This is a genomic window from Thioclava sp. GXIMD2076 (genome assembly GCF_037949795.1).
Taxonomy (GTDB): Bacteria; Pseudomonadota; Alphaproteobacteria; order Rhodobacterales; family Rhodobacteraceae; genus Thioclava; species Thioclava kandeliae.
The window spans coordinates 2697139-2710734 of sequence record NZ_CP149932.1 but is presented as its reverse complement, the minus strand read 5'-3'; the positions used below and the strand labels follow the sequence as shown (position 1 = coordinate 2710734).

The following is a 13596-nucleotide window of genomic DNA, read 5'->3' as shown; positions in this document are numbered from 1 at the left end:
GCAGGGGCAGCCCGGCCAAATCTTTCGGGGTTTTCTACGGGGCATGGAGGCGTGATGAGCGAGGTTTTCTCGCAAGATCATATGGCTGAACGGGAGAGCCGCTGGTATGCGAGGGCACTGACGGTCCTCGGGCATGCCTCTATGCAGGCCTATCTGCAACTCATGCTCTGGCTGCCGCTGGGGTTGGGGACGGGAATCGGGCTCTGGTTCGGGCTGAAGACCGAGCCGGACGCGCCGGTTTATCTCATGGCAGGGGGCATCGTCGCGCTTGCACTGCTCGGGCGCGGGCGATTGCCAGTAGCACTATGGTTTCCCTGTGCGATGATCGGGGTGATGGCGCTCGGTTTCTGTTTTGCGGGGCTCAGGGCGCATCTGGTGGCCGCCCCCGTGCTGGACTTCCGCTATTACGGCACGATCGAGGGTCGGGTGCTCTCGCTGGATCGCAGCGCCTCGGACAGGCCGCGCCTGCTGCTGGACCGGCTGCGCCTCGACAGGGTCGCGCCGGAGCGCCTTCCTGCGAAGGTGCGGGTCTCGCTGCACGGAACACAGGACCATCTGGCGCTGCGCCCCGGCCAGCGGGTGATGCTGACAGGCTACCTGATGCCGCCGCCGCCCCCTGCTGCCCCTGATGCCTTCGATTTCCGCCGGATCGCCTTTTTCCAGCAGACCGGCGCGGTGGGTTATTCCCGCACCCCGGTGATGCTGATCGATCCGCCGCAAGGGGCCGCATTGCTGGCCAGCCGTCTCCGCGAGCGGCTGTCACGTCTGATCCTCGCCCATCTGCCAGGACAGAACGGGGCCATCGCCAGCGCCATCCTCACCGGTGACCGGTCCGCGTTATCGGAGAGCACGAACGAGGTGATGCGCGCGGCCAATATCTATCACGTCGTGGCCATCTCGGGTCTGCATGTCGGCTTGTTGACGGGGCTCGTCTTTGCCTTTGTGCGGCTTTGCCTTGCGGGGCTCGGGCGGCCCGCGCTGCTATGGCCGAGCCGCAAGATCGCCGCCGTTGTCGCGATCCTTGCGGCCAGCGCCTATCTCTGGCTGTCGGGCGGGCAGGTTTCCACCCAGAGGGCATGGGTGATGGCGGCGGTGATGCTGGGCGCCGTGATCTTCGACCGGCGCGCGCTCAGCCTGCGCAATGTGGCTCTGGCGGCGATCGTCATCCTGATGGCCACGCCTGAGGCACTCCTCAATCCGGGGTTCCAGTTGTCCTTTGCGGCGACCGTCGCGTTGATTTCGGGCCTTGCGCTATGGGTTAGGCTCGCACCGCGCCTGCCGCATGTCCTGCGCGTGCCGATCGGGTTCGGCTCCAGCTCGCTGATCGCAGGGCTGGCAACAGCGCCACTGACCGCAGCCACCTTCCATCGCATGGCCGATTACGGGCTCGTCGCCAATCTTCTGGCAGTGCCTGCTATGGGGATGGTGATCATGCCGGCGGGGCTTCTGGCGCTGGCGCTGGCGCCACTGGGTCTGGGCGGACCGGCCTTCTGGCTGCTGGGGCTCGGAACCGGCTGGCTGCTGGGCGTGGCGCGGATGGTGGCGGGGTGGCCCGGTTCTGTCACCGCCGTCAAGGCGCCGCCCGAACTGGTTGTGGCGCTCCTTGGAGCGGGGGCGGTGGTCTTTATCCTCTCGCGCGGGATCGGGCGGGGGGGCGGGGCGCTCGCTCTGTGTCTCGCGGCGCTTATATGGTGGCAGGCCCCGCGTCCGGCCCTGATCGTTGCGCCCGAAGCCGAGCAGGTCGGATTGATGACCCCTGCGGGGCGGGCGCTCTCACGCGACGGGGCGGGGTTCGTGGCAGGGATATGGCTCGAGGCCGATGGGGATATGGCGGGGATCTCGGAGGCGGCGTCCCGTCCGGCTTGGGCGGGGGACAAAGGCATCCGGCACAGCCATTGGCGTGGTGCGGATCTGGTCCACCTGACCGGTAAGGCCGCGCCCGATCACCTATCCGAGTATTGCCGGAACGGGGCACTGGTGATTATTGCGGCGGAGCTGCCACCTGATCTGCCGCGCGATACCGTGCAATGCCGGATCTGGGACAGGGCGCGGCTGGCGCAAACGGGGGCGGTGTCATGGGGCGAGGATGGGTCGCTGACCTCGGTCCGCGAAAGGGTCGGGCGCAGGCTCTGGACCACGCCCGAGCTTTATCAGTAGTTGCGGATCAGCCCGACAAGCCGCCCCTGCACACGCACCTGATCACCACGCAACATCCGGGTCTCATAGGCGGGGTTGGCCGCCTCCAGTGCGATCATGCCACTGCGGCGATAGAAGCGCTTGAGCGTTGCCTCCGCCTCGTCCACCAGCGCGACAACGATCTCGCCATTCTCGGCGGTGGATTGCTCGCGGATCACGACGATATCGCCATCATTGATCCCAGCCTCGATCATGGAATCACCCCGCACCTCCAGCGCGTAATGACGACCCGCTCCGGCCAGCATGCTTCCCGGCACCGCGACATTATGCGAGACCTCGGAGATCGCCTCGATCGGCACACCCGCCGCTATCCTGCCCATCACCGGCAGCTCCAGCGCATGCACCGCCTCGAGATCCATCGCCTTGGCGGGACGTTCGGGGCGGCCACCGTCTATCACCGCGGGCGTAAAGCCGCTATCACGCTGTTTTTCTTGCGTCTCCGGCATCTTGAGCACTTCGATGGCCCGCGCCCGGTGCGGCAGACGGCGGATGAAACCACGTTCTTCCAGCGCTGTGATCAGCCGGTGGATCCCCGATTTCGAGCGCAGTTCCAGCGCGTCTTTCATCTCGTCGAAAGAGGGCGGAACGCCGTCCTGCTGCAGACGCAGATTAATGAAATTGAGCAATTCCAGTTGTTTGCGAGTCAGCATCTGGGTCTCCGACGAAAATCTAAGCGCGTGTCAAGTCATGTTCGTTTAAAGTTCTACCTGTGTTCCTGTTCCGTGTCAATTCCGGAACGGGATTTTGCTTAGATCAAAGGGAGATAGGAGACTTCATCGCCTTGTTTGAAAGGCCCTTCACCACGTTCACAAATAAGTAAGGCGTCTGCCTGCGCCAGAAGGGACAGCATCGCGCTATCCTGATTGGCGAAGGGGGTGATGCGGGGCAAGCCGTCCGCTTCCTCCAGCGTCGCGCGCATGTAATGGGTGCGCGGACCGGTCGGGCCGAGGTCGCAGCCCAGAATGGCGCGCAGCGGTTCTTGCCGATGTGCACGGCCCTGCATCTTGGCCAACATCGGTTTCAGGAACAACTCGGCGCAGACCGTGGCCGAGACCGGATTGCCGGGCAGCCCCAGGAGGACCGCATCACGCATGCGTCCCGCCATCAGCGGCTTGCCCGGACGCATGGCGATTTTCCAGAAGCTACGCTCGAGGCCCAACTCTGCGGCCACCTCGCCCACCAGATCATGATCTCCCACCGAGGCCCCGCCCGAGGTGACGATCAGATCGGCACCCTTGGCCAGATCGAAGACCAAGCGTAGGCTCTCGCGGTCATCCGCAGCGATCGGCAGCATGCGCGCGATGCCCCCCATCGCCTCGACCTGGGCTGCCACGATGAAGCTATTGGAGGAGAGGATCTGGTCTGGGCCCGGAGGATTGCCGGGCATCACCAGCTCGTCGCCTGTCGCGATGATCGCGACCACCGGTTTGCGATACACCGTGACATTGGCCACATTCATCGCCGCCAGAAGTCCCAGATCGCGGGGCGTCAGCGGGCGTTCGGGATGGAAGAGGGTGCCCTGCGCGAAATCCTGACCTTTGGGCCGGATATTGGCATTGGTGGACAGCTCTGCGGCAAGCGTGAGCCTGCTTCCCTCACGAGTGGTGTTTTCCTGCAGGACCACCACGCCGCCCTCGCGCGGCACGGGCGCGCCGGTGAAGATGCGGATCGCCTCACCCTGTGCGATCTCGCCCTGATAGCTGCGACCGGCGGCGGATTCACCTACCACGTCAAGCTGTGCCGAGGGCAGATGGTCGGCGGCGTCCAGCCAGTAGCCGTCCATCGCCGAGGCCGAGAACGGCGGTTGGGTCAGGCCCGCATGGGCCGGCACGCCCATCACGCGGCCAGCGGCGGCGCGCAAGGGCACGGTCTCGAGGGGCAGGGGCGAGACCAGCGCGAGCACCCGCTCGAGCGCCTCCTCGACAGGGAGCAGGCTCATGCGCCCACCTCGTAGCGGCCCGATTTGCCGCCATCCTTCAGTACGACTTCGATTCCTCCGATCCGCATGGATTTCTCGACCGCCTTGAGCATGTCATAGACGGTCAGGCAGGCTGCCGACACGGCGGTCAGCGCCTCCATCTCGACACCGGTCTGGCCCGTGGTTTTGACGGTGGCTTCGACCCGCACACCGGGCAATGTGTCGTCGGGCACCAGATCCACCGCGACCTTGGTGATCGGCAGCGGATGGCACAGCGGGATCAGATCGGCGGTGCGTTTGGTGGCCTGAATGCCCGCAATCCGCGCGATCCCCAGAACATCACCCTTTTTGGCTGTGCCCTGGATCACATAGGCCAGAGTCTCGGGCGCCATCACCACATGGCCACGCGCCACAGCCACGCGGGCAGTGACGGGCTTGTCCGAAACATCGACCATATGGGCCTGACCGGCGGCGTCGAAATGCGACAGGCTCATGCGCGGGCCAGCAGGGCTTTGGTGGCAGCCGCCACATCGTCCTGACGCATCAGGCTTTCGCCGATCAGGAACCGGCGCGCCCCCACACCCGCCATATCGGCCATGTCTTCGGTGGTGAAGATGCCGCTCTCGCAGACCAGATCGCGGCCTTCGGCGAGGATCACCGGCGCCAGATCGCGGGTCACATCGAGCGTGACGTCGAAGGTTTTGAGGTTGCGGTTATTCACCCCCATCAGGGGCGATTTCAGCTTCAGCGCGCGGTCCAGTTCCTCGCGGTTATGCACCTCGAGGAGCACATCCATGCCATAGTCAAACGCCGCAGCCTCCAGCTCGGCGGCCTGACCGTCCTCGACGGAGGCCAGAATGATCAGGATGCAATCGGCCCCCCAGGCGCGGGCCTCGGTCACTTGATAGGTGTCATACATGAAATCCTTGCGCAAAGCGGGCAGCGAGCACGCCCCCCGCGCCTGCATCAGGAACTCGGGCGCACCCTGGAAAGAGGGCGTATCGGTCAGCACCGACAGACAGGCCGCCCCACCGTCCTCATAGGCTTTGGCAAGGCTCGGCGGGTCGAAATCGGGGCGGATGAGGCCCTTGGAGGGCGAGGCCTTCTTGATCTCGGCGATCAGGCCATAGCCTGCCTCGGATTTCGCAGCCAGCGCCTTGGCAAAGCCACGGGTGGGCGATTGCGCACGCGCCTCGGCCTCGATCCCCGCCAGCGGGCGGGCCTGTTTGGCGGCGGCGACTTCTTCAAGCTTGTAGGCCTTGATCTTGTCCAGAATGGTGCTCATGCCGTGGCCTCCTGCGTGATCTTGGCAAGCGTATCAAGGGCGCGCAGGGCGGCCCCGCTATCGATGGAATGGGCGGCAAGTTCGGCGCCCTCTTTCAGGGTCGTGGCGCGATCCGCCACCACGAGCGCTGCGGCCGCATTCAGCACAACCGCATCGCGATAGGCGCATTTCTCGCCATTGAAGATCGCGCGGAGGGCTGCGGCGTTCTCTGCCGCCGTGCCGCCCACGATATCGCGGAACCGGTGCACCGGCAGGCCCGCATCCTCGGGATGGATCTCGAACTCGCGGATCTTGTCGTTTTCGAGCGCGGCCACGGTGGTCACACCGGTGATGGTAATCTCGTCTGTGCCATCCGAGCCATAGACGAGCCATGCTTTCTCGGAGCCCAGCAGTTGCAGGGTCTCGGCCATCGGCCAGATCAGATCGGGAGCAAAAACACCTGTCAGCTGGCGTTTGACACCTGCGGGATTGGTCAGCGGCCCGAGGATGTTGAAGATGGTCTTGCAGCCCAGCTCGGAGCGGACGGGCCCCACATGGCGCATGGCAGGGTGGTGGACCTGCGCCATCAGGAAGCCGATGCCCGCCTCATTCAGCGAGCGCTGCGCCGCCTCCACGCCGGCCATCACATTGATGCCCAGCTCGCCCTGCACATCCGCCGTGCCCGATTTGGACGAGGCCGCGCGGTTGCCATGTTTGGCCACCGGCACGCCGGCTCCCGCCACCACAAAGGCCGTCGCGGTCGAGATATTGAGCGTGTGTTTGCCATCGCCACCGGTGCCCACGATATCCATCGCGCCCTCGGGCGCATGGATCGGCACACAGGCCGCGCGCATGGCGGCCGCGGCCGCGGCATATTCGCTCACGCTCTCGCCGCGCGCGCGCATGGCCATCAGGAGCCCCGCGATCTGGGCGGGCGTGGCCTTGCCCTCGAACAGGAGCGTGAAGGCATGTTCGGCCTGCGCACGGCTAAGCGGCCCCTCGGAGGCCGCAAAGATCAGCGGTTTCATCGCATCGCTCATCGCTCAGGCCTCTTTCATGTCTTTCAGCGTGACACCGGCATCCTCGAGGAAGTTGCGGATCATCTGGTGGCCATGTTCGGAGGCAATGGATTCGGGGTGGAACTGCACCCCCTCGATCAGCTTCTCCTTATGGCGCAGCCCCATGATGGTGCCATCTTCCAGCCATGCGGTGACCTCGAGACAGTCGGGCAGGGTAGCACGGTCCACCACCAGTGAATGGTAGCGCGTGGCCTGAAGCGGCGAGGGCAGCCCGCGGAACACGCCTTTGCCGTTGTGATGGATGGTGCCCATCTTGCCATGCACGATCTCGGTATGGCGCACGACATCGCCGCCGAAAGCCTCGCCGATGGTCTGCTGGCCGAGGCAGACGCCAAAGAGCGGCAGGTCCGCCTCATAGGCTGCCAGCGTCACAGGCACACAAATCCCCGATTGTGCGGGCGTGCCCGGACCGGGCGAGAGCACCAGTGCCTCGGCTCCCATGCCCATCGCGTCTTGCGTGTTCAGCGCGTCATTGCGCACGACCTTCACATCCGCGCCCACCTCGCCGAAATAATGCACCAGATTATAGGTGAAGCTGTCGTAGTTATCGATGAGAAGTAGCATATGCTCGCCTAACGCCTTCGGGCCGGAACCGGGGAAGCTTTTGGGTCACGTCCGCGCAGGCTTTGCACGTCCGAGCCGATTTCCGGGGTGATCCGGGATGGATGTCGCGCTATAGATGCCCGCAGCGTGGCGCGATGGTCAAGAGCAGGACCCATGATTTCCTGCATCCCGCCCGCGAGATTGGCAAGAACGAGGGAGTTTGCCTTATGGTGCGAGGCCTTTTGTCCGGTGTAGCAGTTGGCGCGATCGTGTCGGTGCTGGGTTTGGGCCTTGTGTCGCTCATTCTGCCGCTGGACGGGCCGCAGGCCGACGATGCCCCTGTCAGCCAGTCCGAAGCGCCCTCGGAGGGTCGAGCATCTTCCGGAGCGCCCGTGGCGGATACGCCCGTTCAGGGCCATGCGCTGCAGGACAAGGAGAGCGCCGCACCTGAAGAGGAAATGGCGCCCGATACCGCGCCCGTATCGCCGCTGGCCGTATCGCCGCTGGCCGCGCTCGATGATTCGACCGATGCGCCCGCCGGTTTCACCGCCGGGCTTGCCGCTGCCCTGCCGGAAGCCGCCCCCGATATAGCGCCTGACTTGGCACCGGAGCGCGCGCCCGATCCCCGCCCCGCGCCGCAGGCCACACGACTGGCACAGGTCGTCGGTCCCGATGCGGGGGAGGTGGAGGATTTCACCGATCCGGGCGCGCGTCCCGAGGCGGGCCTGAGCGCGCCCGATACCGCGGGCACTCCCGCGACCGGCGATGAGGCCGCCAATATGCCCGGGAGCATCGAGCAGATCCCCGTTCCGCCACCCGGCGAGGCCGTGGCGCCCGATCTGCCGATGGCCGAGAAACCGGTCGATCCGGCGATCACCCCCGAGGGCGATGACGGCGCCAGCGCCCCCCCGTCCGGAACCGCCTCCGAGATCGTGCTGCTGCCCGATGGCTCGCAGGTCCTGCCGGATGGGCGGGTCGAAAAACCGCGGGTCTTTGCCGCAGGCGAGGGGGCGGGGCTCCGCGCCGATCCCGATGTGGCGACGGACCGCCTGCCGCAGATCGGTGCGGGGGCCGCGCCGTCTGCTGCCGCCCCGACCCCCGACGCCAGCGCATGGAAAACCAATCGTGCGGCGTTCGAGCGGCCCGAGGGCGCCGCGCTCTTCTCGGTGGTGCTGATCGATAGGGGCATCGCCAGAGGTGGTCTGGATCAGGACACGCTTCTCAGCCTCGGCTATCCGCTGACCATCGCGATCGACCCCGCGCGGTCGGATGCGCGGGCGGTGGCGCAGGCGTATCGGAGCGCGGGCTACGAGGTCGCTATCCTGATGACGGGGCTGCCTGCCTCACCCGTGGTGCAGGATCTCGACACCGCGATGGAGGCATGGCGGCAGGCCGTGCCGGGTGCGGTGGCGCTGGTCGAACCTGCGGCACCTGTGGTGCAGAACGACCGCCAACTCTCGCAGCATCTGCTGGAGCTGGCCGAGCGCGACGGTCTGGCCCTGATCACGCAGGACCGCGGTAGCAATTCGGCTTCCCAGCTGGCGCATAATGCCGATTGGCCCGAGGCGAAGATCTGGCGGGTGCTCGATGACGGGCGCGAGCGGGCAAGCCATATCGCCCGTGAGCTGACCCGCGCCGAATTCGAGGCGAAGCGCGACGGGAAGACGGTGGTCATGCTAAGCGCATGGCCGGAATCGGTGGCGGGCCTGCGCGACTGGGCCTCGGGCGCGCATGATGACGTGGCACTGGCGCCGGTCTCGGCGCAATTCGATACGCAGGACTAAGCCAGACAGCAAAAAGGCCCGCGCGCTGCGGGCCTTTCGTTGTTCAATTGCCGCGATGGGCGAAGAGACCGGCATCCTCGGCCGCCTTGCGCAGGGCCTTGGATTTATTGACGGTTTCCTCGTATTCCGCCGCCGGATCGCTGTCATAGACGACACCGCCCCCGGCCTGGATATAGAGCGTCTGGTCCTTCACCACCGCCGTGCGTAGCGCGATGCACATATCCATCTCGCCATTGGCCGCAAAATAGCCCACGCCGCCGCCATAGATCCCGCGCTTCTCGGGTTCCAGCTCGTCGATGATCTGCATCGCGCGGACCTTGGGCGCCCCCGACACGGTGCCCGCAGGCAGCCCTGCCAGCAGCGCCGAGAGCGCGTCATGCTCGTCCGAGATCTCGCCTACCACATTGGACACGATATGCATGACGTGGCTGTAGCGCTCGATGATGAATTTCTCGGTCGGATGGACGGTGCCGATCTTGGCCACGCGCCCCACATCGTTGCGCCCCAAATCCAGCAGCATCAGATGCTCGGCCAGTTCCTTCTTGTCCGACAAGAGATCGGCTTCCAGCGCACGATCGGCCTCGGGCGTCGCACCCCGCGGACGGGTGCCCGCGATGGGACGGATCGTCACCTCGCCATCGCGCACCCGCACGAGGATCTCGGGCGAGGCGCCCACGATCTGGAACCCGCCGAAATTCAGATAGAACATGAAGGGCGAGGGGTTGGTGCGGCGCAGCGAGCGATAGAGTGAGAAGGGCGGCAGCGGGAAATCGGCCGACCACCGCTGAGCGGGGACGCATTGGAAGATATCGCCTGCGCGGATATAGTCCTTGGCCTTCTCGACCGCGGCCATATAGCCCTCGCGGGTGAAGTTCGAGCGCAGCTCGCCCACGGCAAAGTTCTCGCCCATTTCACGGGGCTGGTTGGGGGTGCGGTCCAGATCGCGCAGCGCGTCCATCACCCGTTCGGCGGCCTGCGCATAGGCGGCCTTGGCCGAAAGGCCCGAGCCGGTCCATGCGGGCGCACAGAGGATGACCTCTCCCTTCACGCCATCAAGGACGGCAATCACCGACGGGCGCATCAGCACCGCATCCGGCACGCCCAGCGGATCGGGGTTCACATCGGGCAGTTTCTCGACCAGGCGGATCATGTCGTAGCCAAGATAGCCGTAAAGGCCGGCGGCCCCTGCAGGCAGGTCTTTGGGCATGTCGATGCGGCTTTCCGCAATCAGCGCGCGCAGGCTGTCGAGCGGGTGACCGTCGAGCGTCTCGAAGGTCTCCTCGAAACGCGCCGAACGGTTGATCCGCGCGGTCTCGCCACGACATTCCCAGATCACATCGGGTTTCATACCGACAAAGGAATAGCGCCCGCGCACCTCGCCACCGGTGACCGATTCCAGCATGAAGCTGTTTTTCGACGCATCGGTGAGTTTGAGCATCAGCGAGACGGGCGTATCGAGATCTGCCGCCAGACGCGCATAGACCAGTTGGTTCTTACCGTCTTGCCAGCCGGAGTCGAACGCCTCGAAAGACGGGAATAGGGCAACCATGTCGAACCTCCTCAGGCTTTGGGTAATGGGTGGCGTCAGCGCATCTGCGCGTTGACGCCGTTGATGGCGGTGGAATTTATCTGCATGCCATCCTCGTTCTGGATCGCGGTGGCATAGAGATCGACCATGTCACCGGCCAGCGATTGCGAGACCTGATTGCGCAGGTTCTCCACCATCTTGGCGGTCGCATCATCTTTCAGATCGGGTTTGGTGATCTTGACGGGGCGCACAACGAAGACCTTCTCGCCATCGGTGACCTTGGCGGCCGCGTTCAGATCGAGCGTGAAGGCCTGTTGCAGGGCGGCAGGCGAGAGGCCCTTGACATAGGCGCCCCGCGCCAGATTGCCGCTTTCGGTGGTCAGAAGCCCGGTGGCCGAGAGTTGGGTGTCGGGTTGGTCGGTGACGGCTTTCACGGCCTCGTCGGCACGGGCCTGTTTGGCCTCTAGAAGCTTCTCGGCCTCCCATGCGGCCTGGACCTGATCGCGGGATTTGTCGAAGGGGATCACGGCGGCGGGCGTCGTGCCATCGAGGCGCATCGCGAAGAGGCCACCATCATCCAGCTCGGTCAGCTCGGCGAAATCGTCGGATTTGATCTGGGCGGCCGCTTTGCGGAAGGCGTCATAGCCCGCGATGCCTTCGGAGCTGTCCTCGCTATATTCGATGGTGCCCAGCTGCATATCGGTATCTTTGGCGATATCCTCGAGCGTGGCACCGCCTGCGACTTCATCCTCGAGCTTGCTGCGCTCGTCCTCGATCATCTTGCGGGCAGCGGCATCGCGGGCGCTTTCGCCCAGCTCGCTCTTTACCTCGTCGAAGCTGCGGTTATTGGCAGGCAGAACCCCGTTCACACGGTAAAGGGCAGGGCCCAGATCGGTCTCGACGGGGCCGATGACCGCGCCCTTATCGGCGGCAAAGATCTCCTTGCCCGCATCGCCCAGATCATCCTCGGCCATATCGCCCATATCGGTATCCTGCAGCGTCAGGCCGCGATCCTTGGCCAGCGCCTCGAAATCCTTGGAGCCATCATCAAAGGCCGCACGGGCGGCTTTGGCGGCATCCATATCGGGATAGACCAGACGGTCGAGCAGACGGCGCTCGGGCTGCTGGAATTCCTCGATGCGGGAATTGTATTCGGCTTTCAGGTCGTCGTCAGACAGTTTGACCTTGTCGGCCAGCATGTCGGGCGAGATCCAGACATAGGTGATCTTCTTGGTCTCGGGCGACATGAAGTCATCCGAATGCTCGTCGTGATATGTCTTCAGCGCGTCCTCGGTGGGGGCGGGCACAGGCTGGGTCAGATCGGATTTGGTGACCTCGGCCCAGGCCACGCTGCGGGTCTGGCCCATATATTCTGCGTAGGCATTCACCTCGGCATCCGGTGCATGGACGCCCGACACAACGGCGCTTTGCAGGATCGAGCGCGAGACTTCGGCGCGCAGCTTCTGCTCGAATTCACGCTCCTTCATGCCCTGATTGCGCAGCGCCATCTGGTAGGTGTTGCGGTCGAAATCACCGGCGGCATTCTGGAAACCCTGAATTTGCTGGATCTGCTTGGCAAGCTCGTCATCGCTGATCGAGATGCCGATCTTGTCGGCGGCGTTCTCGAAGGCGGCCTGACCAAAGAGCTGACCCTGCACGCGGCGGTCCAGACCATACATCTCGAACTGCTGGAAGCTCATCGCCTGACCGGTCTGTTGCTGCATCTGGTTCTGTTCGCGCTGCAGCGCGCGGGCATAGTCATTGGTCGAGATCTTGGTGTCGCCCACCGAGCCGATCGAGCCGGTGCTCGTGCCGAAATTGCTGGCAGAGAAGCCGATCAGGCCAATCACGATCAGTCCGAGCAGAATCCAGACCACGGTATTCTTGCCATGGGTGCGCAGCTTGTTTGCCATCAGTTCCTCCGCCCGGGGGGCATGCCTGTCAGTGTGTTGGGTGGTGTTTAGGCGCAACTCATCAAGCCCGCAAGCATTCCGGCCCTGCAAGGCCGTCTGCTCGCGGGGAATTCAGAGTTTTCCTTAGAGCGAGACGGTGCTCAGCCGGTCCATCAGGGTCGAAATACCTTGTGCATCGACATTGGCAAAGGCGATGCGGAACTGGCGTTTGCCCGAGGCATCGGTTTCGGGCATGAACATCGTTCCGGGCAGCAGGAGGACGCCGGCCTGTCTGACCAGCTCGCGGGCCGCATCGGGCGCATCGAGCGTGAACGGATGCTCGACATAGGCGAAATAGGCGCCACAGCCCATCAGCCGCCAGCCGTTGAGCCATTTGAACCCCTCGACCATCGCCTGACGGCGGGCAAGGATCTCGGCGCGTTCGCCCGCGACCCAATCGCCCAGATTGCGCATCCCCCAGAGCGCGCCGATCTGGCCCAGCTGGCCTGCGCAGATGGCCACGGTGTCGAGGAATTTCTCGACCTCGGCCAGACGCGCCTCGGAGGCCACCATCGCGCCGACGCGGTGGCCGGTCAGGCGGTAGGCCTTGGAGAAGGAATAGAGATGGATCAGCGTGTCGCCCCAATCGGGATCGGTGAACAGCTCATGCGGGCGGGTCTCGCGGCTGTCGAAATCGCGATAGGTCTCGTCGAGGATCAGCGCAATCCGGTGGTCACGCGCCAGATCCATGAAGGCCTGCACGAGGGCCGGCGGATATTCCACCCCGCCCGGATTATTGGGCGTGATCAGGATGATGGCACGGGTGCGCGGGGTGATCAGGGCGCGGGCTTTCTCGGGGTCGGGCAACAGATCCGCACCGGTGGCCAGGGGCACGGCCGTGACCGAAGCCATATCGCACCACATCTTATGATTGAAATACCAGGGCGTCGGCAGGATCACCTCGTCTCCCGGTGCCGCAAGCGTCGACATCGCGGCGGCAAAGGCCTGATTGCAGCCCTGGGTGATGGCGACATTGCTGTCCCTGATCGTGCCGCCATAGGCTTTGGACCATTGGGCGGCCAGCTCGGTGCGCAGCTCGGGCATCCCCAGCACGGGGCCGTAGAGATGCGCCTCGGTCTGCGTCATCGCCGCATCGGCAATCGCGCGGCGCAGCCCTTCGGGGGGCGCGGCCACGGGCGCTGCCTGCGAGACATTGATCAAAGGGCGATCTGCGGGGAAGGTCACACCCTCGAGCCAGCGCCGCGCCTCCATCACCGGCGGAGCGAAAGTGGCGGCCATGGGCGGAGCAAGGGGCGTGAGTGTCATCTTATCCTCGTAAACTTGCGCATACCTGAGCAGCTTGCCCCCGTAAGCACAAGGCCAAGTGCCACC

The 13596-nt window shown here is 64.9% G+C and carries 11 protein-coding genes; 2 read left to right on the top strand and 9 right to left on the bottom strand.

The genetic code is table 11. From position 1 onward, the window contains the following. The first annotated feature begins 54 nt into the window (after positions 1-54). Positions 55-2157, top strand: coding sequence for a ComEC/Rec2 family competence protein (locus tag WDB91_RS13385; RefSeq protein WP_339113040.1), 2103 nt, complete (start codon positions 55-57; stop codon positions 2155-2157). Here the strand turns inward: WDB91_RS13385 and lexA are convergent. From lexA to WDB91_RS13355, 6 genes are all read right to left on the bottom strand, one after another. Then, entirely contained in the window at positions 2151-2846 is a 696-nt protein-coding gene (lexA, locus tag WDB91_RS13380; RefSeq protein ID WP_339113039.1) for a transcriptional repressor LexA, read from the bottom strand. The two genes, WDB91_RS13385 and lexA, sit on opposite strands and share 7 nt — an antisense overlap. A 98-nt stretch (positions 2847-2944) precedes the next feature. Beyond that, positions 2945-4129, bottom strand: coding sequence for a gephyrin-like molybdotransferase Glp (gene glp, locus WDB91_RS13375; RefSeq protein ID WP_339114524.1), 1185 nt, complete (start codon positions 4127-4129; stop codon positions 2945-2947). Between the two features lie 2 nt (positions 4130-4131). Beyond that, a complete protein-coding gene (gene moaC, locus WDB91_RS13370) occupies positions 4132-4608 on the bottom strand; it encodes a cyclic pyranopterin monophosphate synthase MoaC (RefSeq protein WP_339113038.1) in 477 nt (158 codons plus the stop codon). Then, positions 4605-5399: an indole-3-glycerol phosphate synthase TrpC gene (gene trpC, locus WDB91_RS13365; RefSeq protein ID WP_339113037.1), complete on the bottom strand. Its 795-nt coding sequence runs from the start codon at positions 5397-5399 to the stop codon at positions 4605-4607. Before trpC ends, moaC begins: the two co-directional genes overlap by 4 nt. Next, complete coding sequence (gene trpD, locus WDB91_RS13360; RefSeq protein ID WP_339113036.1) at positions 5396-6418, bottom strand: anthranilate phosphoribosyltransferase; 1023 nt, start codon at positions 6416-6418, stop codon at positions 5396-5398. The genes trpC and trpD overlap by 4 nt, the downstream gene beginning before the upstream one ends. Positions 6419-6421: 3 nt before the next feature. After that, positions 6422-7021: an aminodeoxychorismate/anthranilate synthase component II gene (locus WDB91_RS13355; protein ID WP_339113035.1), complete on the bottom strand. Its 600-nt coding sequence runs from the start codon at positions 7019-7021 to the stop codon at positions 6422-6424. A 101-nt stretch (positions 7022-7122) separates the two neighbouring features. Here WDB91_RS13355 and WDB91_RS13350 point away from each other — a divergent pair, with 101 nt between their 5' ends. Further along, positions 7123-8784, top strand: a complete 1662-nt coding sequence (locus tag WDB91_RS13350; protein WP_339113034.1) for a divergent polysaccharide deacetylase family protein — start codon at positions 7123-7125, stop codon at positions 8782-8784. A gap of 43 nt (positions 8785-8827) precedes the next feature. On the opposite strand, the gene trpE is transcribed toward WDB91_RS13350, so the two are convergent. The 3 genes from trpE to WDB91_RS13335 form a co-directional block, all read right to left on the bottom strand. Beyond that, a complete protein-coding gene (gene trpE, locus WDB91_RS13345) occupies positions 8828-10333 on the bottom strand; it encodes an anthranilate synthase component I (protein WP_339113033.1) in 1506 nt (501 codons plus the stop codon). 35 nt (positions 10334-10368) lie between these two features. Further along, the gene (locus WDB91_RS13340) at positions 10369-12225 is read right to left on the bottom strand and encodes a SurA N-terminal domain-containing protein (protein WP_339113032.1); all 1857 of its coding nucleotides are present in this window, start codon (positions 12223-12225) and stop codon (positions 10369-10371) included. Between the two features lie 123 nt (positions 12226-12348). Then, entirely contained in the window at positions 12349-13530 is a 1182-nt protein-coding gene (locus WDB91_RS13335; protein WP_339113031.1) for an aminotransferase, read from the bottom strand. Positions 13531-13596: the final 66 nt, after the last annotated feature.

Excerpts from the sequence above, each read along its gene's own strand:
- WDB91_RS13355 (WP_339113035.1), bottom strand. The coding sequence starts at position 7,021 with ATGCTACTTCTCATCGATAACTACGACAGCTTCACCTATAATCTGGTG.
- trpC (WP_339113037.1), bottom strand. The coding sequence starts at position 5,399 with ATGAGCACCATTCTGGACAAGATCAAGGCCTACAAGCTTGAAGAAGTC.
- WDB91_RS13335 (WP_339113031.1), bottom strand. The coding sequence starts at position 13,530 with ATGACACTCACGCCCCTTGCTCCGCCCATGGCCGCCACTTTCGCTCCG.
- trpD (WP_339113036.1), bottom strand. The coding sequence starts at position 6,418 with ATGAGCGATGCGATGAAACCGCTGATCTTTGCGGCCTCCGAGGGGCCG.
- moaC (WP_339113038.1), bottom strand. The coding sequence starts at position 4,608 with ATGAGCCTGTCGCATTTCGACGCCGCCGGTCAGGCCCATATGGTCGAT.
- lexA (WP_339113039.1), bottom strand. The coding sequence starts at position 2,846 with ATGCTGACTCGCAAACAACTGGAATTGCTCAATTTCATTAATCTGCGT.
- WDB91_RS13350 (WP_339113034.1), top strand. The coding sequence starts at position 7,123 with ATGTCGCGCTATAGATGCCCGCAGCGTGGCGCGATGGTCAAGAGCAGG.
- WDB91_RS13385 (WP_339113040.1), top strand. The coding sequence starts at position 55 with ATGAGCGAGGTTTTCTCGCAAGATCATATGGCTGAACGGGAGAGCCGC.
- WDB91_RS13340 (WP_339113032.1), bottom strand. The coding sequence starts at position 12,225 with ATGGCAAACAAGCTGCGCACCCATGGCAAGAATACCGTGGTCTGGATT.
- trpE (WP_339113033.1), bottom strand. The coding sequence starts at position 10,333 with ATGGTTGCCCTATTCCCGTCTTTCGAGGCGTTCGACTCCGGCTGGCAA.